The sequence below is a fragment of the Pseudomonas sp. Os17 genome (assembly GCF_001547895.1).
Taxonomy (GTDB): Bacteria; Pseudomonadota; Gammaproteobacteria; order Pseudomonadales; family Pseudomonadaceae; genus Aquipseudomonas.
On sequence record NZ_AP014627.1, the window covers coordinates 3422678 to 3445787 of the forward strand.

The following is a 23110-nucleotide window of genomic DNA, read 5'->3' on the forward strand; positions in this document are numbered from 1 at the left end:
GACAGATGGCCAACAGTCCCCTGAGCAACCTCGCCGCGGCCCTGACCGGCGATGCCGGCGCGCCGATCGTCCTCACCCGCGACTACCTGATCGCCGGCCTGGCGGACGCCACGGTCAGCGTGTCTGCCACCCTGGACAACGACCTCAAGGCGGCCTTCCAGTCCCCCGTCGCCGGGCTCACGATCAACCTCACCGCGCAGAGCGTGCAGCCGCTGAACCCCGCCACCCAGAGCTTCAAGGTCACCGGGGTCAGCGCGCGCTTCCTGCAACAGGACATCCAGCAGGGGCTGGTCCTGACCTTCGGCCTCACGGGCGCTGCCGGGGCCCAGAGCCTGACCCTGGAAATCGTCACTACCCCGGCCAGCTGGACCTGGGCCGACCTGTCGAGCTTCGCCACCGGCATTCCCTTCAAGTGGACCGCAATCAGCAACGCGGTCTTCACCTTCAAGGCCAGCCAGGGCCCGCGCCAGGGCTTTGCCGCCCAGCTGACGCCGCCGGCCCAGCTCAGCACCGCGGTCGCGGTGGTGCAGAACCTGGGGTTCCCGACCCTGGCCCTGCCCTTCACCGGCAGCATGGACTTCGCCAAGGTCGACGGGGTCGAGGTGTTCATGCCCACCACCACCTTGCAGGCGCCGTTCCTCAACGTCAGCGGCGGCCTGAAGCTGCTGTACCTGAATGTCGACACCCCGGTGTTCGGCCTGATCATCGGCCCGCCGGAACTGCAGGACGGCGAAGACCCGGCCGAAGCCTTCTACGACCAGCAGGTCAGCCTGTATTTCGGCCTCAACCTGAGCCTCACCGACCAGAACGGCCAGTCCGTCGACTACCAGATGCGCGCCCTGGCCCAGATCAACAACGGCAGCGCCTTCAATTTCTACCTCGGCCACAGCGATGACGGCAGCGCCCTGCTGACCCCGGCGACCATCATCGGCCTGCTGGACAACAACGGCAGCTTCTTCAGCGGCACGCCGCCGGTGCTGCAACAGTTCCTCTCCGGAATCGGCCTGCGCAGCCTCGCCCTGAGTGGCGTCACCCGCCCGAAACTGGCCCTGAGCACCGCCAGCGTGACCCTGGGCGCCGACCCCACGGTGATCAATGTCGAGCATCCCTGGGTGCCCCTGCAGGACCCGACCAACCAGCTGGTGTTCGGCGTCACCGATTTCGAACTGGTGTGGGGGATCAACTTCCTGCCCGAGGGCAACGCCCAGAGCTTTCTGTTCCAGACCCACTTCCTGCTGTTGCCCGAGGTGTTCAAGGGCAAGACCGCGGGCGAAAACGGCCTGTTCTTCGTCCAGTTCAATTCCGACCTGCAACTGCTGGCACGCTTCGACGGCACCGCCAACCTCAACGACCTGATCGCCACACTGACCGCTCAGTTGATCCGCATCCCCAAGAGTTTCGTCGATGCCTCGCTGTCCGACGTCGGCCTGAGCCTGGACGTCAGCGCCAAGAGCTACGCCTTCAACGCCGGTTTCGAGCTCGACCTGAACCTGTTCACCTTGGCCGGCAAGCCGATTCTCTCGGTCACCGACGGCCAGCTGTACATCAAGGCCACCACCCCCACCGCCGCCAGCGGCACCAACGCCCCGGCGGTAACCACCTACCAGGCGGGGATTGGTGGGCTGGTGGGCATCGGTCCGTATTTCGCCAATGCCAGCCTCGACTACGACGGCAGCAAGACCCCGGCCACCTGGCAAGTCGCCGCGCAACTGGCGCAGCCGGTGGACGTGCAACAGCTGGTCAGCCAGTTCCTCAGCTTCGGTGGGGCCTTTGCCTTTCCGGATTTCCTGCCCGGCCAATTGCTGGTCAACACCCTGGAGGTGGACGCCAGCCTGAGCACCGGCAACACCCCGCTCGACAGCTACACGGTGGCCGGCAGCCTGCGCTGGACCTTCAACCTGGGCCAGGCCTTCAGCGTCGACACCCTGGCCACCCTGAGCCTGAGCTACGACGCCAGCAAGCCGGCGAACCAGCAATACAGCGGCAGCGCCACCACCCTGTGGGATTTCAGTTTTCTCAACGACAGCGTGCTGCTGGGCTACAGCTTCGCCCCCGACAATCAGGGCAGCAACGCCCAGCTGACCCTGTCCTGGGAAGGCCTGACGGCGATCTATCAGGTCGACAAGAAGACCCTGACTTTCACCCTGAAGAACTGGAGCCTGGGCCGGCTGATCCAGAAACTCATGCAATCACTGAACGACCCGTACTTCACCCTGAGCTCGCCCTGGGACGTGCTCAACCAGATTTCCCTCGACGGCCTGTCGCTGATCATCAACCTGGAAAACAGCAGCGGCAGTAGCGTGCCGAGCATCAGCGCCAAGTACACCCTGGCGAGCAAGATCGACCTGGGCTTCATGAGCATCGACGGCCTGGTGTTCGAGCGTAAAAAGGTCAATGGCGTGGACAAGATCACCCTGGGCATCGACGGCTCTTCGGTGTTCAAGGGCAACAACCCCCAGGAGCAGCAGGACTGGAGCAACCTGCTGGACCCGAGCAAAGGCCAGCCAGTGGACAAGCTGCCTACGGTGCCGGGCCAGGGCACGGACTACTTCAGCCTGCCGCTGCTGGTGCTCGGCCAGCGGGTGGCCATCAGCGGCTACGACAGCTTCGCCAACACCAAGGCGGTGATCGACGCCCTGAAGGGCGTGCCGTCGACCACCGGTTCCAGCAACACCCTGAACCCCAGCGACAGCGGCAGCAAGGGCGTGCCCTACTACAACCGCAACAGCGACTGGCTGATCGCCGGGCAACTGTTGCTGCTCAAGACCGGCAAGGACTGGACCGTCGACCTGATGCTGGTGTTCAACGACCCCAACCTCTATGGCCTGCGCCTGGCCCTGGCCGGGGAGAAGGCCAAGGCCCTGGGCAACCTGGTGCTGGACATCCTGTACAAAAAGATTACCGACGACGTCGGCGTGTACCAGATCGAATGGACCTTCCCCGACAGCATCCGCAACCTCAACTTCGGCGCGGTGTCCGTGGTGCTGCCGGAGATCGGGGTGAAGATCTACACCAACGGCGACTTTCTCATCGACATCGGTTTTCCCTACAACCTGGACTTCACCCGCTCATTCTCGATTTCCGCGATCGTCTACGGCGTGCCGGTGCTCGGCGCCGGCGGTTTCTACCTGGGCAAGCTGTCGTCGGTGACCGCCACCCAGGTGCCGAAGACCACCCAGGGCACCTTCGACCCGGTGATCGTCTTCGGCTTGGGCCTGCAGTTGGGCCTGGGCTACAACTTCGTCAAGGGGCCGCTCAAGGCCGGTTTCGCCCTGACCGTGTTCGGCATCCTGGAAGGCACCATCGCCGCCTTCCACGCCTATCGTCCGTCCACCGCCCTGGTGCCGGCCGGCAAGAGCGTGCAGGACGACTACTACTTCAAGATCCAGGGCACGGTCGGGGTCATCGGCCTGCTCTACGGCAGCATCGACTTCGCCATCATCTCGGCCGCGGTCAACGTGCGCATCACCCTGTCGCTGTCCCTGACCTACGAGAGCTACAAGCCGATTCCGATTGCCGCCCGGGCCACGGTGGAGGTCAGCGTCAAGGTCAAGATCGACCTCGGCCTGTTCAGCTTCAGCATCAGTTTTTCCTTCCATGCCGACGTCTCGGCGCGCTTCGAGATCAACGCCATCGAGAGCGGCCCGGCACCCTGGGCCGAACCCGGCCTGCTGCTGGCGCGCCAGGCCCGCCATGTCCAGCTGGCCAATGCGAGGCGGGCCACCACGCCGCAACCGATGACGCTGCTGCGCGCCGCCGGCAAACCGCTGCTCAACCTCTACGCCACGCCGCAATTCACCGTGCTGTGCAACGAGGGCGCCAGCGACTACGCCGACCAGCAAGGAGCCTTCGTGTTCCTGCTGACCATGGACGCGCCCTCGCCGACCCGGGCCTCGGCCGACAGCGCCGGTAACAGCAGCTTCGAACGCCTGTGCGCCGACTATCTGCCTTGGCTGGTGGGCAGCCTGGGCTCGGCCAGCAGCGACCAGGACACCCTGGCCGACATCCTCGGCACCCTGGTGGACAAGGCCATGCTTGTGGAGGACATCAGACGCCTGGCCGACCTGGCCAACCCGCCGTTCGGCATCAGCGAGCTGCTGACCTTCCTGTCGTCCTTCGAGGTCAGCATCACCCTGCCCGACGCCACCAACCAGGCGCAGATCCAGCAGGTGCTGCAAGCCGGTTCGGTGCTGTTCCCGGTATTCGACGGTCTGTCGCTGAGCGTGCCCCTGGCCAATGCCGGCAGCGCGACCGTAGATTTCGCCCGCTACGTGGGCACCAACAGCACCTACCGCAGCAATGTCGCGCAGATGTTCAAGGAGCTGGCCGCGCTGGTGACCGACGAGGAAACGCCGACGCCGACACTGCGGGCCGCGACGGACGACAGCGAATCCATGGCCGCGGTGATCTTCACCGACGCCTTCATGGTCATCGGCCGGCAACTGTTGCAGGTCGCGCTGAATGCCTTTGACGACTACGCCTATGCCACGGCCAACGGCAACTCCATCAGCACCATCCTGAGCTGGACCAACGACCAGCGCGGCAACAACCTGACCCTGGACGATATCGTCCGGCCCAACGCCGAAGTCGCCCTGAGCGACGGCCTGACCCTGGAGATCCCGCTGCCGGCCTACACCCTGCAGAGCAGCGACACCCTGGCCAAGGTCGCCGCGGCCTGGTCCGACAGCAGCGTACCGGCGCGCTGGAGCACCAGCGCCTCGGGGCTGATCCTGGCCAACGGCAATTCGTTGGTGATCGCCGCCAATCAGGTGATCAGCCTGCCGGTGGGCAACGACATCCATCAGTACACCACCGGCCCCGGGGAAACCTTCAACAGCCTGGCCCGGGCCCTGGGCGTGACGCTGGCGCAACTGGCCCAGGACAGTGCGCTGTACGCCATGCCCGGGCTGTTGCTTGCCGGCCAGCCGCTGCTGCTGCCGAACCTGGCGTACCGCACCGCCGGCGACAGCCTCAACAGCGCCGGCGCGCGCTTCGGCGTCAGTGCCATGACCCTGTTCAGCAACCCGGCATCGGCCAACTTCGGGGTGGCGCCCCTGTTCGCCACGCCGCAGATCACCCTCACCTCGCTCAACAGCCTGTACACCGAGGATCTGTGGAATCTGCTGGTGGCCACCGACCAGCTGTCGCAACTGGCGGGCATGCTCTCGCGCTTTCTGGCCTACGGCCTGCGCCTGCCGGCGAACCCGGCGGGCATGGGCGGCCTGAGCCTGAGTCCGGCGTTTCTCTACCCCGCCCAGCAGAACGCCTATGGCCTGTACCAGCTGACCGGACAGCAGTTCCCGACCCCGGCCGGCCAATTGCCCGGCAGCGACTTGCCCATCAGCCTGAGCCGGGCCGCCACCAGCCACGGGGTCGACCTGTCGTTCGTGCAGATCGCCGGGGCCAGCAGCGGCTCGATGAACCTGAACCAGGCCTACAGCAACCTCTGCGGGGTGCTGGCCTACGCCCGGCAAGGCAAGTTCCAGCCGGCGCCGCGCATCGACCTGCTGCCCACCGTGGCCCGCAGCCCGAAAGACTGCGCGGTGAAAAGCGTGTCCCTGTGGTCGACCGCCGACCTGCAGCAATTGCGCAACCTCTGCCAGCCGGGGTTGCGGGCCAGCAGCGAGGGCGGCGCCAGTGTGCAGCCCATGCTCTGGTCCCTGCCCGACGGCCTGATCCAGCTGATCAACCAGCGGGTTGGCAACCTCGCCCGGCAGTTGCCGCAGCTGGCGCAGCAAATACCCTACCTGCCGGCGTTCACCCCGTGCGAGGTGTCCACCGACCCGGCGACCCTGGAAACCACCAGCCGCGAGATCCCGGCCTACAGCTACGCGACCCGGGTCGATTTCACCATCAAGCGCCTGCCCCAGGCCGAACCCGGGGCCATCGCCGGCAGCGGCAGCAACCTGTCCTACACCTATGAACTGCTCGGCCCTTCGGCCACCGACGCGCAGTTGCTGGAACGCCTGCTGATCGCGGTCAGCGAGCTGGGCAGCGCGATCATCAGCGGCCAGTTCCTGCTGATGCCCCAGGGCAATGCCAAGGCCAGCAACCTGCTGAGCCAGGCCGCCAGCGACTTCCTGGCCTTCCTGACCCAGACCAACCTGTCCACCGAAACCAACCCGCCGCCGGCCCTGATGGCCGCGCGCCTGGCCGAAGAAGCCGGACCGCGGGGCATCCTCAATCCGCCCGAGGAAGTGGTCAAGCTGCTCTGGGAACTCTCCACCGTGCGCTCCGGCGGCTACTACCTGAGCTACTACGATGCGATCGCCACCGCCGGCCTGCCCGACAGCATCTTCGATGACAGCGGCACCGCCACCCTGACCCTGGTGGTGACCTACCCCCGCGACGCCCTCGACGGCCGCCTGGGCAACTTCGTCAACGCCTTCGTCAGCACCGACACGGTGATCCAGCAAGGCAGCCACATGACCCTGCGCTCGGCCGCCACCGCCGACCACAGCCAACCCACCGGTGCCGGCGACAGCCTGGACAGCCTCGCGGCCTTCTACGGCATCGGCACTGGACGCATCGCCGAGCTCAATGCCGCCGTCACGCTGAGCAAGGCAGTGCAGGTGCCGGTGGACGGCATCATCCACCTGGTGACCCCGGCCGAGGCCAGCGCCGGCAACGGCCAGAGCGCGAGCATTCTCGACAACCTGGCGCGCTACTACTCGGTGGGCGCGCTGCAACCGATCAGCGCCACGCAGATCGCCAACCTCAACCCCGGGGTCAGCGCCGCCAGCGGCGTGGCCCTGTTCATCCCGGCCCTGACCTATGTCGTCGACGCCAGCCTGGCGCCGGGCAACAGCCTGCAGTCTCTGGCTACCTACTACGGCCTTGACCTGGATGCCCTGGCGGTGGGCGCCGCGCAGGTCACCGGGCTGTTCAGTGTCGGCAGCAGCCTGAGCATCGACACCCAGACCTTCGATCTGCAGGCGGTGTTCAAACAGGGCAACGCAGCTTTCAGTGTGCTGCGCAACAACCCACCGCCGGTGGATTCGCCAAGCCAGGACCCGGACGGCTACGCCAGCGCCTACCTGTACAACCTGTACTCGGTGCTGTCCGCCGGGCTCGACGGTTCGCCCTGGTTCAGCGCCAGCGAGCTGGCCCTGCCCTTCGGCCCGCAGCGGCCGGACAGTGGCGTCGACTCGCCCGAGGCCCAGGCCCGCCGGCGGGCCATGCGCGATCCGCAAAGCCGCGCCCGGGCCCTCAACGACCTGGCCGAGGACAGCCAGTACAGCTACCAGCAGACCCTTGGCCTGGCCCGGCGCGCCACCAGCAATGCCGCACCGACGCCGGCCCGGCCCGGGCTGCCGAGCGCGGAGGACAACCCCTACCGTGGCGTGGGCAGCTTCGCCCAGGTCAACCTGACCTGGCTGGACATCTTCGGCAACATCACCGTCACCCCCTTCCAGGCCCCCGCGCCCGGGTATCCCGGCAGCCTCAATCACCCGCCGCTGCCGCTGCGTTACTGCGACCGGCTGATCGCCCTGTCGGCCTGGCCCAACACCCGCAGTTTCTATACCTACGAAGCCGTTGCCGGCGGCGCGCAACTGGTGATCAGCCTGAGCCTCGACACTTCCAGCTATGACCCGGCCGGCGGGGACAAGGTCAAGGAGCAGGCCAAGAAGGACCTGGCGATGTTCAAACTGGTCTACTACCAGTTGAACCAGTCCTATAAGGATCTGCAGTTGCCCTGGTGCCAGGGCCGCGCAGTCAGCGTGGAGCTGGTCAACAGCCTGTTCGCCCAGCCCCTGAGCCGACTTGATGACAACCAGGCGCAGCCACTGCTGGACTATGTCAACGGGGTGATCCTGTACCTCGCCCAAGTGGTCCAGGGCACCCGCCCCGCCGCGCCGGCCACGGTGCAACTGAAGCTGGCGGTGGACATCGACGCCCTGGCCCCGGGCTCGATCCTGCCCCTGAGCCTGACCCTCAGCCTGCGCCGGGTCGCGGCGCTGGTGGAGCCGGATGTCGCCGGCCTGGAAGGTGGTGTGGCGGTGACCAGCACCCTGCTGCCGGTCCCCGATGCGCTGAGCGCCAGCACCAGCGGCTACAGCCAGTTCGCCCGGGCCTTCGAGGCGCTGTTCCAGCGGGCCGGGGCCTGGATGACCCGGGTCGGCAGCGGCACCGCGGACCCGGGCAGCACTCCGGACGGCCGCAGCCAGACCCTGTGGGCCGCGCGTTTTGCCCTGAGCGACGGCAACGACGGCATCCGTTACCGCATCGATCCGGCCCCGGGCTACTTCGCCGCCCAGCCGATCGCCCGCAGCCTGACCTCCGACAGCGTGCAGATCTACCCCAACTACCAGCCGGACCAGCCATTCCCGAGCGGCGATCCCGTGACCCTGACCCTCACCGGGGTCGATCAGAACCTGTGGTTCGAAACCGCCCTCAAGGCCATCGACGGCTTCCTCGCGCCGACCTACGCGCCCTCGGTGTTTCTGCTCGACACCCTGCTGGGCAGCAAGGACCCGCTCAAGGACGGCAACCTGGGGAAAATCCTCAGTGCCAAGCAGACCCTGGCCGACGCCATTGCATCGACCATCAAGCCGGTGCTCTCGGCAGGCCCGCAGGATGGCCCGGCGCGGGCCGCCGCGGGCGAGAAGCTGCGCCAGACCCTGCTCAACCAGTTGTATTCGGCCTACAGCACCACCGCCATCGTCGGTTTCTCGGTGCAAGGCAGCGCCACCGGCGAGCCCCTGTCGCTGTACGGCCAGCCGACGGTGGCGAGCGCCGCACCTGCGGCGCGCACCAGCGACCCAGCGGTGGCCGGCAACGACAACTACGCCTTTGGCAGCGGGCGCATCGCCCTGCCCGACGCCCCTGGGGAAAGCGCCCTGGCGTTTGTCTTCAACTCGCGCAACGAGGCGGCAAGAAGCTACGTGCCGCTGGACCTGGAGCTGCAGATCAGCCACCTGGAGCATGACGTGCGCAACGTGCCGGGCATCAGCGGCTACACCCAGTCGAACTGGATCTCGCTGATCTCCGGCCCCTTGCGGGTGCCCCTGGCCGACGGCCAGACCCTGAACCTGCCGGTGCTGCTGCGGGCCCTGCCCGAGCCACCGACCATTCAGGGGCAGACCGCGACGGCCTGGGCCCCGGTGCCGCAGCAGGTTTCGGACCTGAGCAAATGGACCTACGCTTTCGACTCGCTGGTGCGCGGCACGGCCCAGGACAGCCTGAACGTGGCCATCGCCCTCAACACGCCAACCGTCGATGGCGCGCTGCGCAGTGCCAACAAGAGCCTGGTCACCGCCCTGGCGCAATTCGTCAGCGTGTACCCGAGCATTGAAGTGGCGATGCAGGACAACCTCAGCGCGATCAACTTCGGCGAGCCCACCGCGGTGCAGATTGCCGCGGCGCAACAGGCGGTGGAGGCCTTCGTCTACATCGTCCAGGAGGTCACCGAGGCCTACGATGCCTGGGCCCGGCCGCTGCTGCGCAGCGCGGCGGCGTTTGTCGCGCCCCAGGCCCTGACCTGCAGCTTCAGCCAGGTACTGGCACCGGTGACGGTGGATGGCCAGGAGCGGGCCGAAACCCTACTCCTGGATGTCAGCATCAATCAGGTGGCGGCCAGCTACGATGCGGCCAGCGGGCAGATCAGCGCCACCCTGCCCCAGCTCGGCAAGGTCAGCCTGCCCTTGCCGCTGGTGCAGATCGCCCCGCAACAGTACGAGGCGGTGAGCGTGGTCGATCCGAGCAACCCGGGGCTGATCGCCTACCGCTACCGACTCAAGGGCAGCCAGCCAGCCGTGTGGCTCGCCTACGCGGATGCACTGCTGATCGACGAGCGCCGCACCAGCCTGCCGGCCCTCAACCTGTTCGACCATCAGAACGCCTGGGCCTCGCTGTCGGTGGAGCGCAACCGCATCCTGTTCCCCGCGGCGGACATCGGCACCCTGCAGACCAACCCGCTGTTCCGCTTCTCGACCCCGGTGGTGCGCTTTGTCGAAAGCATCAGCCCGCACATCAGCCAAGGCGCCTTCTCTCTGGACAACCTGAAGGTGCCGAACGCCAGCCTGGACGACTACCTGGAGGTGTTTTTCGCCGCCCTGGGCGCCGGCAGCAACGGCACCACGGTGCAGGTCGGCATGGAGGGCCGCTACAGCTACGAGGTCGCCGGGCCGGGGGTGGTCGCGCGCACCGTGCTGCCGGCGGCGCTGCTGTTGCCGGTGGCGACTTCGCTGAACAGTCCGCCGGCCTTCACCAGCGCCTTCAGCCAGGCCATCGATCGCTGGCGCCTGGCCGAACAGGTCACGGTGCAGGGCAACGCCCGGGTCGACCTGACCCTGCGGGCCTTCAGCGCCGACGATCCGGCGCAACTGGCGCGGGGCGCGGTGGCCGCGGACAACCAGCCACCGCTGCTGAGCATCGAGACTCTATGGGTATCCGCCAACAAGGTTCCACCGGAACAAGGAGGTGCATGAGACCGCCACTGCCGCGCACTGTTGATGAAGATGACCGCTTTAAATCAAACCTATTGGAGTACACCACATGAACGGACACACCAATCCCTCCTTTGACGAAGCCATGCCACTGGGGGCGTCTGATGCGCAATTCATCAATGACCTGCATGAGCTACTGGAGCGCCACGGCAACCTGGATCGCTTCGGACTCTGCCTGCTGCACGATCACTTCGCGGTCGCCGAGGACGAGATCCTGCTCGAATGCAACGACCATGAAGCCCGCACCCTGCACCTGGATGTGGTCAAGCGCGGCGCGCTGCCGGAGAGCAAATTCACCAGTTGGCGCATCGGCGGCCCTCGGGCCGAGGCCCTGACTGCTTGCGCCATGGATAAATGCAAGGTCGAGGCCTTGACTGCCTGCGCCATGGACAAGTGTAAGGTCGAGGCCTTGACCGCCTGCGCCATGGACAAGTGCAAGGTTGAAGCCCTCACCGCCTGCGCCATGGACAAGTGCAAGGTCGAAGCCCTGACCGCCTGCGCCATGGACAAGTGCAAGGTCGAAGCCCTCACCGCTTGCGCCATGGACAAGTGCAAGTAGTTCCAGGTCCTGCCGATGGCCAGTGGCGGGCACGGGAGGCCGATCGGCTGCCGTGCTCGTCCTGGCTTGCGCAGTTTTATCAGCGGCGCCACGGCGTCCTGGTCGGTTCCGGCACCGCGGCGCTGGAACTGGCGCTGCGCCAACTGGGGGCCACTGGCACCTGGCGGGTCGCGGTTCCCGCCGCCACCTGCCATCAAGTGGTGGCCGCCGTCCTCAATGCCGGCGCGATACCGGTGATTATCGAAAACGCCGCCGACCTGCTGCTCAGCAGCGAGGCGCTGGCGCCCCATATCCATGGCCTGGACGCGGTGATCGCGGTCCATCAATACGGCTTGCCCTGTGACATCCCGGCCTTGCGCCAGTTGCTGGGCCCGCGCCTGCCGATCATCGAAGACAGCGCCGGTGCCTGGGACCTGTGCTGTCCCGGCGCATCGCTGGTGGTCACCTCCCTGGGCCACGGCAAGGCCCTGGACATCGGCGGCGGTGGCGCGCTGTTCGGCGATCTGCCGGTGGATGGCGACATCGACGTCTGGTCGCCGGGCCAGCGTTCCCGCGCCTGCCCGGCCTTGAGCCCGGCCCTGTCGATTCATGCCCTGCCGGCGCTGATGCCTGCCGTCGCCAGGGCCCAGGCCCGTAGCCAGCGCCTGCGGCAGCAGATGCCCGGGCTGCTGGCGCGCTTGCGCGATGCCGGCCTTGAGCCCTGGGCACCGGCCGGATCGGCGCCGCCCAGCGGTCAATACCTGGCGATCCGCACCCGCGAACCGCAGTTGTTCGAACGCCTGCGCCACAGCCCCCATGCCGAGGCCCTGGGGGTCTGCGCCCCGGCGGCCGGCGCGCTGCGGGAGCTGCCCATGCTGCGCGGCCGTGGCGAGGTGGCCCAGGGGCCGCAAGCCAGCCTGGAACTGCGCCGCAACTGGGTCCTGCTGGACCCGATCGCCGCCCTCGACCACCCCGGGCGCCTGGATGCCTGGGCCGGAGACACTCGATGAACAGTCCCGCCTGGCAACCCCAGCACGATCTGAACCTGCCTTTCGCCCCGGGCCCACGGGTGCAACGACTGGCCGACTACGCCGAGAGCGGCCAGACACTGAGCACGGAACAACTGCTCGGGGTGGCCGGTGCGCGAGTGCTGTTCGCCAACTACCCGGCGCTGCGCGCCGACTTCGACGCGCCCTGGGAGGGAGCCACGGAGGCGGCCATCGATCGCTGGCTGCTGGACCACGCGGCTTTTATATCCACCAGCCAGGCAGCGGCCCAGGGCATCAACACCCCGATTACCCTGGACGACCGGCGGGTAACGGCCTGGCGTCCGCCACGTTATGGGCGCGCCGCGGTGCTGTGCGCGCCGGCCAGCGAGCAGGTGCTGTTCGACATCAAGGGCATTGGCGTGCCGCCGGACGAAGCCCCGCAGTTGCCCCATTCCAACGGTTTGCTGACCCTGGCCGAGGCGGTGCACGAAGTGCTGATGGAGCACCTGGTGTTCGCCGCCATGAACCACGCCGGCGCCGCGATCACGCCATTGCCGGCCTATGCCCTGATCGACCTGGGTTTCGACGCCTTGTGGCATGACGGGCGTGCGGCGGAACCGGCGGTGCTGCTGTTGCGTCGGGCCTGCACCCGCCCGCGCTGCCAGTGGCAGCGCTACTGGCAGGGCCCCGAACTGGCCGGGGCCCTGATGCAGGCCGAGCTCTTGTTGCGGCGTTATGGCTTGACCGCCAGCAGCTGCGGCGCGGTGCGCTTTCACCTGTGCCGGGAGAACGGCGAACTGCAAGTCACGCGCGATGAGCAAAGGCTGGCGGTCAGTGCTCTGGTGGCCGGGACGCTGCAACGCCTGCTGAGCGCCAACCGGGGTGCGCCCTTGCTGATCGACGGGGTCAACGTGCAACTGGCGGGGGTGCCCGGCGTGGCGCCATTGCAACTGCAGGTGATGGACTTTGGCCGCTATCGGTTTGCCGAGCGCTTCGACCATCACCTGTACGCCTGGATCGACGCCGACTACCAGAACCTCAACGGCCTGTACCTGGCGCCGGACGATCCGCGCTACGTGCAGCCCGATCCGCGCCTGAGCCTGGCCCGCAGTGCCGAGGGCCGGTGTTTCGCCGAGCTGCAACGCCAGGTCGCGGGGTTTCGCCAGGGCGGCGATCCCCAGCGCCTGTGCCAGGCGTTGCGCGCCACCCTGGCAGAAGCCTGCCGGCCATTGCGCGGCCAGGCCTGAAGCCCGGGTCCGGGCGGGGCTCAGTCGCCGAGCAGGCCCGGCGCCGGGCGAACCCGGCGATCGGGGTGATCACGCTCGATGAACTGGCGCAGTCTTTCCCGGGTTTCCGGGGCGTGGATCGAGCGGTTGAAGCACTGGGCCTCGATCTTCAGGCCTTCGGCCAGGGGCAGTCCGTAACCGCGGATGGCGGCTTCCTTGTCCGAGCGCATCGCCGGCTGCGGCAGCCCGGCGAGCATCCGGGCCAGCTCCAGGGCCCGTTTGAGGGAGCGCCCGCTGGGCACTATTTCGTTGACCAGGCCAATGCGATAGGCCTCCTGGGCGTCGATCACCTTGCCGGTGAGGATCAGCTCCATGGCCCGGCCCATGCCGATGATCCGCGGCAGGCGCTGGGTGCCGCCGTCCGCCAGGCCGATGTTCCAGCGGCGGCAGGTGACGCCAAAGGATGCGTGTTCCTCGGCGATGCGCATGTCGGCAAAACAGGCCCACTCCAGGCCCCCGGCATAGGCCACGCCATTGACCGCGGCGATCACCGGCTTGTAGACATCGACCCAGCGGCTGGGGCCAATGATGCCGGGACGCTCGCCACGCTCATGGGCGGCCATTTCCTCGGGGTCCGACGGCACCAGTTGTGCGGCGGCCTTGAGGTCGCCGCCGGCACAAAAGGCCCGGTCGCCGGTGCCGGTGATGATCGCGACCAGGGCGCTTTCATCGTCGCGAAAGCGGCTCCAGGCTTCGATCAGTTCGCGGTGGGTCACGGGGCCGATGCAGTTGCGCTGCTCGGGACGGTTGAAGCGGATGACCACGATGGGGCCCTGTTGCTCGTAGGCGATTTCCTTGAAGTTCATGGCAACTCCTGTTGCAGGTCGTGGCCCGCTTGAGCGAACCCGAACAGCAGTATAGGCAGCCACGGCCCCGGGCCGGTGTGGTGTGGCGCACATGCCTGGGCGCTGCCTGGACAGCCAGCAGCGGCTGGGGCGCTGGCCGGCGCACCGGCCGGCCTGTTAGCCTAGCCGCCCGCTTTGCCTGCACTGCGAAACCGCCATGACCTCTTCAGCGCAATTCTGGCGCGATGCGAACCTGCCTTACGTCGAAAGCCGCCGGGCCTGTGACAGCCGCGCCAACTACAAGGCCCACAGCCATCCGACGCTGTCCATCGGCGTGGTGGACCGTGGCGTCAGCCTGTTCAGCGGCGGCGCCCAGGGCCCGACCCTGATCCAGGCCGGCAGCGTGGTGTGGGTCCCGGCCCATTGCGCCCATGCCTGCAATCCACGGCCCGATACCGCCTGGAGCTACCAGATGCTGCACCTGGACCCGCGCTGGGTCGAAGCGGTGCGCCAGGAAGCGCAGCACGACGGGCCGACGGCGCTGTGCCAGGTGCTGTTGAGCCAGGATCCGCACCTGTATCAGCGGGTTTGCCGACTCAACGACCTGCTGTTTTCCGCCGCCAGCTGGCAGGACAAGGAAGCCGCACTGATCGAGTTCATCGGCGACTTCCCGCTCCACGACCAGCCGGTGATTGCCCTGGCCGCCGACCCGGCAAGGGCCGGTGCCGGGGTGCATCGGGTCATGCAGTTCCTGCAGGACGATGCGCAACAGGCCCAGCCCCTGGAACGCCTGGCAGCACTGGCCGGCCTCAGTCGCTACCAACTGATCCGCGCCTTTCGCGGCGCCACCGGAATGACGCCCCACGCCTATCAGCTGAACCAGCGGATCATCCAGGCCCGGACCTCGCTGCAGGCCGGGGAACCCTCGGCCGACCTGGCCCAGCGCCTGGGTTTCGCCGATCAGGCGCACTTCCAGCGGGTGTTCAAGGCCCATGTCGGCGTGACCCCGGGGCTGTACAAGGCCTGAGGCCGCGCAATTTTCTTCAATACCGCAGCCCCTGGGGCGCCGCAGACTTCCGGGCTATCACGTCACTGGAAGTCTTTACCGATGCTGCAACAGTTCCTGCTGGTCGCCGCCGCACACTTTCTTGCCCTGCTCTCTCCCGGCCCGGATTTCTTCCTGGTGGCGCGCATGTCCATGGCCGCCGGCTGGCGCGCGGCCACTGGCGCCTGCCTGGGCATCGCCCTGGCCAACGGCATATTCATCGTTCTGGCTTTCGCCGGGGTTTCGGTGTTTCGGGCCGACAGCCCGCTGTTCCTGACGATCCAGCTGGCCGGGTGCGGCTACCTGCTGTACATGGGCTGGCTGTTTCTGCGCCACGCCGGGGCCAGCTCCCTGGCCGCGGTGGACAGCAATGGCCAGACCCGCACGCTGGGCCGTGCCACCTGGTGGCGCGGCCTGGGCATGGGCTTTGCCTCCGGCATCCTCAATCCGAAGAACGCGCTGTTCTATGTCAGCCTGGCTTCCCTGGTAGGCGCGCAGACCAGCGCCGGCTGGAAACTGGTCTATGGCCTGTGGATGTTCAGCGCGGTGCTGCTGTGGGACGTGCTGGTGGCCCTGGCGATCGGCAATCGCCGAGTGCGCGAGCGCTTTGCCCGGGCCCTGCCCTGGCTGGAACGAGGCACCGGGGTGGTGCTGATCCTCCTGGCGTTGCTGGTGATCGGCGCCACGCTGTGGCGGCACTGAAGCGCTGAAGCTCTGGGCCGCGTCCCGCCACAGGCCTGCCGCGACGTTGATGGCCACGCCGAAAAGCTCAAGCCCCAGACCCGCCCCGAACCTGCGACCGATGGCCGCAGGCATTGGTCTAATTAGCCCGCCGCTGCTTTCGTCTGTTTGCTACCATGCGCGGGTTTTTGCCTGTCTGGCTGTTCAAAGGGCGTTATTTCATGAGTGTTTTGCTGACTCGCCGCACCCTGCTCACCAGCGCCGGGGTGCTCGGCCTGGGCCTGCTTGCCGGTTGCGACAACAGTCCCCGACTGTCCTTCAAGTACGGCAAGGACCTGAGCAATCAGATTCTCGGCCGCACCTTCAAACTCACCGATTCCCAAGGCGAAACCAAGTCGCTGTCCAGCTACCGCGGCCTGATGCCGATGATCTTCTTCGGCTTCACCCAGTGCCCGGCCGTGTGCCCCACCACCCTGGCCCGCGCCGCCCAGGCCAAGAAGCTGATGGGCCGCGATGGCGAGCGCCTGAAAGTGGTGTTCATCACCCTGGACCCGGAGCGCGACACGCCCGAGGTGCTGGACGCCTACGTCAAGGCCTTCGATCCGAGCTTCGAAGCGCTGTACGGCAGCCTGGAAGAAACCGCGGCCACCGCCAAGGAATTTGGCGTGTTCTACGAAAAGATCCCCAGCGGCTCGACCTACACCCTGTCCCATACCGCCACCAGCTTTGTCTACGACTCCCGGGGCACCTTGCGCCTGGGGCTGTCCCAGTCTCTCAACGCCCAAGAGTGCGCGGAAGACCTGCTCACCGTCATGGAGGTTTGTTAATGAATGCCCACCAGCGCCCGTCGCGCCTTAAATCCGCCCTGCTGCTGATCTCTCTGCTGGGCCTGGCCGGCACCGCCGGCGCCGCGACCCAAGTGGACAACGCCTGGGTCCGCGCCACCGTCCCTGGCCAGCACGCCAGCGGCGCCTTCATGGACCTCACCGCCAGCAGCGACAGCAAGCTGGTCGAAGTGCAGTCGCCCGTGGCCAAGAACGTGCAGATCCATCAGTCGAGCATGCACAACGACGTGATGAGCATGCAGCCAGTGGACGCCATCGCCCTGCCGGCCGGGAAGAAGGTCAGCCTGGACACCCACGGCTACCACGTGATGCTCATGGAGCTCACTGGCCAGATCAAGGTCGGGGACACCGTGCCGCTGACCCTGATCGTGGAAAACGCCAAGGGCGAGAAGGAGTCGATCAAGGTCCAAGCCCAAGCCCGGGCGCTGGATGCGCCGGACCACAGCATGATGAAGCACTGAGACAGCAAACATGAAAACCGGCCCCTGTGGGCCGGTTTTTTTATGAGTAATCCAGCGCCCGGGCCAGCCACACGGTGAAGCCGCAACACTGTGGATCTTCACTGATGTGCTGCACCACTTCGAAACCATGGGTATCGAGCAAGGTGCAGTATTCCCCCGGGTCCAGGCTCGCGTGGTACAGGGCCTCGCCTTCGAACTCGCCGATGGCCTCCCCTGCTGCAGGTCCGCTGGTGAACATCAGGGCGCAGCCCGGGGCCGCATGGCGTTCGAATACGGCGAACATGGCGCGCTGATCGTCCGGGCTCAGGTGGAACAGGCTGTTCCACGCCAGGATGCCGGCAAAGTCCTGATCCAGGGCCAGACCGCGCATGTCGGCGTTGATCCACTGCTGCTCGGGAAAGCGCTGGCGACACTGATCCAGCAAGGCGGCGCTGCTGTCGACGCCCGTGACCGCGTATCCATGTTCCACCAGATAGCGCGCCACCGGCTCGCCACCTCCACACCCCAGGTCCAGTACCTGCCGATCAGTCCCCATGACCTGGCGAAAGCGTTCGAACCAGGCCTGTTCGCTGTGAAATGCCTGGGTGTTGGCCCGGCGCGCCCGGTCCCAAGCCTGGGCATGACGCTGGTACAGATCGACGATGTGACGGGCGGATTCGTGCATCCACAGGCTTCCTTGTGCTGTTTGGTGGCCGCGGATTACAGCACAAGGGCGCCAGGCAAAGCGAAGTTGGCGGTAAGGCGTTATGTGGCCTGGCCGTTGGCATCCCAGGCCACTGGGGCCTGGCCGAGGAACTGACGCAGTTCGGCCAGCAGCTTGTCGCTGGAATGGCTGCTGGGCCGGTCGGCGACAAACCTCAGGCCCGGCATGATTGCTTGCACCCCGTCGTAGAGCCACTGCCCAGGAGTGCGCTCCGTTTCCTGCAAGGCCCGGGCGAAGATTGCCAGGTCCCGACGGGCCCGGGGAATGCCGCTGCTGCGCTCGACCCAGCTTTCATAACGCTGGCGGATTTCGATACGCCCCTGATTGACGATGGCCAGCACCCCACAGCGACTGCGATTGTGCAACGCCACCGGCGACAGGCCGAAGTACCCGCCCTCGCCCTGCCATGCCCCGTCAGGCAGGCGAAAGATCGCCAGATCGATGTCCGGGTACTCTTCGATCCGTGTGGCGGCATGCTCCACCAGCAACGTACTGCGCTGCAGCTCCTGCATGGCCGGGTCGTACAGCTCGGCGTAACGCCGGGTGTTATCCAGCACATCGGCCAGTTGCGGCAGCAGTGTGGTGAAACGCGTCATGAGTCGCCGGTCGTTGCCCCCCTGGCTGTGGCTGCGCACCCGGGCGGCCAGGGCATGCAGGGTAAAGGCGCAGTGCAGGGCCTGGGGCGAAGTGCCCCGGGTGAAGTCGCCGAGTCGTGCGATATCGATCAGCAATTGACGGTGCCGCAGGGCCTGCTCGGGGGCCAGGAAGGCGTAGACCGAGGCCAGCCCGTCAAGATCGAAATGATCGCTGGTGATCACCTGCGCCTGTTCCACCCTCAGCCCTTGTTGGAGAAAGATCAGGGCGCTGGTGGTGGACAGGTTGGCCTTGTAGGCGCTGGGGGTCTTGTTGGCCGGCCAATGGGACAGGGTCAGCACGGTGGCCGGATTGTCGATGGAATCCAGGGAGATATTGGTCCGTCTGTGGGTCTGGCCCAGGGGCAGGAATCCATAGGGGCTGTGGGGCCCCAGGCGCCAGGGTTGCAAGCCAGGCTCCAGCGGCGCTTCGCCGCCTCCGGGCGCCAGTCGCTGATGCAACTGCCGGGGCAGTTCCCGCGGCGCCGGCGTTGCGCTCCCGAGTTCGCCCGAACCGTCCAGGCGATAACTGAACTGGCGCAGGTTCTCCCGGCGCAGGTCCCGGGGGTTGCCATTGCACACCCCGCAGCCGGGGCCGCCGAGGACGCTGAGCAGATCGGTGAACTGATTGTCGGCAATGCCGATGGCGCGTCCCCCCAGCAGACGAAGGTCCAGGTGCGCGAACAATGGGGCGACTCCCGGATCGAAAAGGAAGCCCTGTTCCTGGCAAGCGGTATTGAGGCTGTTCATCTGTATGTCCTTGAAGTGTGACGAGTCAGGCGGGCCTCAGGCCTCGGCCAGCGCCCGGGTATGGTGGCGCCGGACCTGACGCATGCAGATAAACAACAGGGCCGATACCCCGGCGTAGATTCCGAACAGCCAGGCTGCGGCCTGGGCCGTACCGGCAACACCGGCGGTGGAGCTGAGTCCGGCCAGATTGACAATCATCCCCGCCAGCGCCGCGCCCAGGGCCGTGGCCACCAGTTGCACCGTGGTGATCGAAGCGCCCGCCAGCTCCTTTTGGTCATCGGCCGCGTTTTCCAGGACTCGGGACAACAGATGGGGCCACGCCAGGCCGATCCCTGTGCCCACCAGCAACATGGCCAGGCACACCGCGCCCAGGCTCAGGAACGGCGTGGCTGTGGCAGGCATGAACAGGCAAGCCAGGAGCAGGCCGGCCACCACCAGAAACGGCCCGCTGGCAATGGCCCGGGCCGCACCCTGGGGGCTCAGGCCAGAGCTGAAGATCGCCCCCAGGGTCCAGCCGGCCGCCATCAGCGCGGCGATGTAACCCGCCAGCAAGGGCGTCTGCTGATGCAGCTCTTGCAGGAACAGTGGCACAAAGACCTCGCTGGTCATGCCCACCACCAGCAGCGCCATGGAGAGGTACAGCGCCAGCAAGGGGCTGCCGGATTTCAGGCTGTCGCGGGGCAAGAGACGTTTGCCGGAGCGGTTCTCCAGCACCACCACCAGCAGCAACAGGCCCAGACCGACGCCCAGGCCCAGAGCGTTGTACCCGGGTGAAGGTGTGATGCTGCCAATGGAGATCGCCAGCACCACCGCGGTCAGCAACACCAACTGCAGGCCGGGAATGGGACTGCGAGGCGCCGTTTCGCGGCTTTTACCCGGTAACAGGACAATCGCCAGCAGCATGAACAGCAAGGTGCAGGGCACAAGCACCCAGAACGCCGCACGCCAGGCTCCGTGTTCGGCGAAGACCCCGCCCACGGCTGGTCCGATCAGGGTGGCCGCGCCCCACATGGCGGAAATCAGCGCCATCGCCCGGGGCCATAGCGGCTCGTCGAACACCAGGCGGATCATCGCGTAGGGCAAGGCGAACAGCAGCCCTCCGCCCAGGCCCTGGACACTGCGGCCGAAGATCAGCCAGCCCATGTCCGGGGCCAGGGCACACAGGCCGCAACCGAGCATGAACACCAGGCCGGCCAGGGCATAGGCGAGCTTCGGCCCCAGTATCCCCAGGGCCCGGGTGGACAACACCGAACCTATGATCGAGGCCACCACGAACAAGGTGGTATTCCAGGCGTAGTAGTCCAGGCCGCCGATATCCTTGACCACCGAAGGCAACAGCGTGGTGACCAGGTACACATTGATTGCATGCAGCGCCACGCCACCGGCCAGGGCTGCCGAGCGCAGTCCGTTCTTGCCCAGTAACAGTGCTGACCATCCGCTTGTCGAAGCCATGCCTTGCTCCCTTAGGGTGTTCGATAAGGTCGCACTGTATTACACAAGCTTTTACTTTGATAATTAATTTTTCATTGCCTCGCTTTCTTGCCCAATCCGCCGCTCAAAGCGCGACAATCGCCGGGCTCCTTGACCGGAGCCTGTTATGCTTGCGCGGTTGGCAGCGTCCTGCACACCCTTGATACCCCACTTGCGCATTGGTTAATGGCCCAGCATGTCCTCGATATCCTCCCCTGCCGAGAAGAAGAACCCCGGAGCCACCGCCGAGCGAATTCTGTTTCTGCTGAAAACCCGCGGCCCCTTGAAAACCGCCGACCTGGCCCCGCTGCTCAAGGTGTCCCTGGAAGCCACCCGCCAGCAGCTACAGAAGCTGCTGGACGCTGAACTGATCGCCGGGCAGATGATGCCGGCCCAGGGCGCCGGGCGTCCGTCACAGAAATGGGTGTTGACCGAGCAGGCCCAGGCCCGTTTTCCCGACACCCATGCCCACCTGACCCTGCAACTGATCGATTCGATTCGCGCGGTCTATGGGGCCGACGGTGTGGAACGCATCGTCACTGATATGGAGCGGGTCAACACCGCGCAGTACCTCGACGTCTGCGCCCCGCTACCGACCCTGGAAGAACGGGTCCGGGCCCTGGCGCAAATCCGTGAAGTCGCCGGCTACATGGCCAGTGTCGAGGCCGACGGCGAGAGCTGGCTGTTGATCGAGAGTCACTGTCCGATCTGTGTCGCGGCCCAGCAGTGCCAGGGCTTCTGCCGCTCCGAACTGCAAGTGTTCCAGGCCGCCATTGGCGACCTTGGCCAGGTGCAGCGCGTGGAGCACCTGATCACTGGCGGTCGACGCTGCGTTTATCGCATCAGCGCCCTCCAACCGAGTCCCCGCCCGTGATCGCCCCGACCCTGTCGCGCCTGCTCAAGCGTGGCGCGCTGATCTTCGGCGTTGCCGCATTCACCCTGCTGGCCTGGCGCGCCTACGACAGCGAGCGGGGTCCGGCGCTGCAACCCTGGCACCTGCGGGTGCCCCACGAATTGAGCGTCGAGCAGATCGATCGGGCCGACTGGGCAACCTGGCTGCAGGCCGAGGGGCGGGTGTTCGCCGAAGTCGAGCGCGAGGTCAGCGACACCCTCGATCCATCCCAGGTGCCGCCCTTCAACCGTTACCGCAAGGACAGCCGGGTCTACCCGCCGCACTTCGCCACCGACTGGAACCGCTCCTACCTGCTGCGCCCCCAGGGTCCGCCCCGGGGCGTGGTGGTGCTGCTGCACGGGCTGACCGACTCGCCCTACAGCCTGCGGCACATTGCCCGGCGCTACGTTGCCCACGGCTACCTGGCCATCGGCCTGCGCCTGCCCGGTCACGGCACGGTGCCCGCCGGCCTGACCGAGGTGCAGTGGCAGGACTGGCTGGCGGCGACCCGCCTGGCCCTGCGCACGGCGCGGGCCGAAGTGCCGGCACCTGCGCCCCTGCACATCGTCGGCTACTCCAACGGTGGCGCCCTGGCGGTCAAGTACGCCCTGGACGCCCTCGGCGATCCGCAACTGCCACAGGCCCAGCGCCTGGTGCTGATTTCACCGATGATCGGCGTGGCGTCGTCGGCGCGCTTTGCCGGGCTGGCCGCCTGGCCCGCGGTGTTTCCAGCCTTCAGCAAGGCCGCCTGGCTGAACCTGCGCCCGGAATACAACCCGTTCAAGTACAACTCGTTTCCGGTCAATGGCGCGCGTCAGTCATGGCTGCTGACCGACGCCCTGCAAGGCCAGCTGCAAGCCCTGGCGGGCGATCCGCGGTTCCAGCAACTGCCGCCGATCCTCGCCTTCCAGTCCCTGACCGACGCCACGGTCAGCACGCCGGCGGTGGTGAACGGCCTGTTCCGCCGGCTCCCGGCCAACGGCAGCGAACTGGTGATCTTCGATCTGAACCGCACCAGCGACTTCGACGGCCTGCTGGACCCGTCCAGCCTCACCTCCCTGGCCAGCCTGCTGCCGGCGCCGCCGCGCAACTACAGCACGCGGATCCTGAGCAACGCCGAGAGCCCGTCGCACCACCTGGAAGAACTGGGCACCGCGGCCCTGAGCCTGGACAGCCAGCGCCGGCCCCTGGACCTGGCCTTCCCGGCGGGGGTGTTTTCCCTGTCCCACGTGGCCCTGCCATTCCCCGTCAGCGACAGCCTGTACGGCAGCCAACCCGATCCCGGCGAAGACTTCGGCCTGCACCTGGGCAGCCTCGCGGCCCGGGGCGAACGCGCCGTGCTGGTGGTGCCCATGGACGAGCTGATGCGTCTGACGTCCAACCCGTTCTACCCCTATCTGATCCGGCGCATCGAGTCGGATATAGATCAAGCAACAGTTCCGTCATTGATCCCCTGAATGGGCGGGTGTTAGCGTCACCGTCCTCTGCCCCCTTGATTTCCGAGGGGGCACAACTGCCGCGATGGCAGGGAATCGCAATGAAGACACTGTTTCAAAGCCGGGCGACCGGCCTCTCCCTTGCGCTG

General features: G+C 66.8%; 14 protein-coding genes. 10 read left to right on the forward strand and 4 right to left on the reverse strand.

Features of this window, described 5'->3' with window-relative positions; all coding sequences use genetic code 11:
• The first annotated feature begins 5 nt into the window (after positions 1 to 5).
• The 4 genes from POS17_RS14940 to POS17_RS14955 all read left to right on the forward strand — a co-directional run bounded on the left by POS17_RS14940 (position 6) and on the right by POS17_RS14955 (position 13222).
• Entirely contained in the window at positions 6 to 10430 is a 10425-nt protein-coding gene (locus POS17_RS14940; protein WP_060839284.1) for a LysM peptidoglycan-binding domain-containing protein, read from the forward strand.
• Positions 10431 to 10497: 67 nt separating this feature from the next.
• Entirely contained in the window at positions 10498 to 11007 is a 510-nt protein-coding gene (locus POS17_RS14945) for a hypothetical protein (protein ID WP_060839285.1), read from the forward strand.
• A complete protein-coding gene (locus tag POS17_RS14950; protein WP_231979042.1) occupies positions 10998 to 11996 on the forward strand; it encodes a DegT/DnrJ/EryC1/StrS family aminotransferase in 999 nt (332 codons plus the stop codon). The genes POS17_RS14945 and POS17_RS14950 overlap by 10 nt, the downstream gene beginning before the upstream one ends.
• Positions 11993 to 13222, forward strand: a complete 1230-nt coding sequence (locus tag POS17_RS14955) for a hypothetical protein (protein WP_060839287.1) — start codon at positions 11993 to 11995, stop codon at positions 13220 to 13222. Before POS17_RS14950 ends, POS17_RS14955 begins: the two co-directional genes overlap by 4 nt.
• Before the next feature lie 20 nt (positions 13223 to 13242).
• Here POS17_RS14955 and POS17_RS14960 read toward each other — a convergent pair whose 3' ends face one another.
• Positions 13243 to 14067, reverse strand: coding sequence for an enoyl-CoA hydratase/isomerase family protein (locus POS17_RS14960; RefSeq protein ID WP_060839288.1), 825 nt, complete (start codon positions 14065 to 14067; stop codon positions 13243 to 13245).
• 196 nt (positions 14068 to 14263) lie between these two features.
• On the opposite strand from POS17_RS14960, the gene POS17_RS14965 reads away from it, so the two are divergent.
• From POS17_RS14965 to POS17_RS14980, 4 genes are all read left to right on the forward strand, one after another.
• On the forward strand, positions 14264 to 15073 hold the full coding sequence (locus tag POS17_RS14965) for a helix-turn-helix transcriptional regulator (RefSeq protein ID WP_060839289.1): 810 nt from the start codon (positions 14264 to 14266) through the stop codon (positions 15071 to 15073).
• Between the two features lie 81 nt (positions 15074 to 15154).
• On the forward strand, positions 15155 to 15793 hold the full coding sequence (locus tag POS17_RS14970) for a LysE family translocator (protein WP_060839290.1): 639 nt from the start codon (positions 15155 to 15157) through the stop codon (positions 15791 to 15793).
• A gap of 200 nt (positions 15794 to 15993) precedes the next feature.
• Positions 15994 to 16599, forward strand: a complete 606-nt coding sequence (locus POS17_RS14975) for an SCO family protein (RefSeq protein WP_042941277.1) — start codon at positions 15994 to 15996, stop codon at positions 16597 to 16599.
• Positions 16599 to 17078 carry a copper chaperone PCu(A)C gene (locus POS17_RS14980; protein WP_060839291.1) on the forward strand — a complete coding sequence of 160 codons (480 nt, stop codon included), beginning with the start codon at positions 16599 to 16601 and terminating at the stop codon, positions 17076 to 17078. Before POS17_RS14975 ends, POS17_RS14980 begins: the two co-directional genes overlap by 1 nt.
• Positions 17079 to 17118: 40 nt before the next feature.
• On the opposite strand, the gene POS17_RS14985 is transcribed toward POS17_RS14980, so the two are convergent.
• The 3 genes from POS17_RS14985 to POS17_RS14995 all read right to left on the reverse strand — a co-directional run bounded on the left by POS17_RS14985 (position 17119) and on the right by POS17_RS14995 (position 20615).
• Positions 17119 to 17742 carry a class I SAM-dependent methyltransferase gene (locus tag POS17_RS14985; RefSeq protein WP_060839292.1) on the reverse strand — a complete coding sequence of 208 codons (624 nt, stop codon included), beginning with the start codon at positions 17740 to 17742 and terminating at the stop codon, positions 17119 to 17121.
• Positions 17743 to 17822: 80 nt separating this feature from the next.
• The gene (locus POS17_RS14990) at positions 17823 to 19163 is read right to left on the reverse strand and encodes a DUF6687 family protein (protein ID WP_060839293.1); all 1341 of its coding nucleotides are present in this window, start codon (positions 19161 to 19163) and stop codon (positions 17823 to 17825) included.
• 36 nt (positions 19164 to 19199) lie between these two features.
• Positions 19200 to 20615: an MFS transporter gene (locus tag POS17_RS14995; protein WP_060839294.1), complete on the reverse strand. Its 1416-nt coding sequence runs from the start codon at positions 20613 to 20615 to the stop codon at positions 19200 to 19202.
• 214 nt (positions 20616 to 20829) lie between these two features.
• On the opposite strand from POS17_RS14995, the gene POS17_RS15000 reads away from it, so the two are divergent.
• On the forward strand, positions 20830 to 21507 hold the full coding sequence (locus tag POS17_RS15000) for a helix-turn-helix transcriptional regulator (RefSeq protein ID WP_060839295.1): 678 nt from the start codon (positions 20830 to 20832) through the stop codon (positions 21505 to 21507).
• Positions 21504 to 22982, forward strand: coding sequence for an alpha/beta hydrolase (locus POS17_RS15005; RefSeq protein ID WP_060839296.1), 1479 nt, complete (start codon positions 21504 to 21506; stop codon positions 22980 to 22982). The genes POS17_RS15000 and POS17_RS15005 overlap by 4 nt, the downstream gene beginning before the upstream one ends.
• The last annotated feature ends 128 nt before the right edge of the window (positions 22983 to 23110 follow it).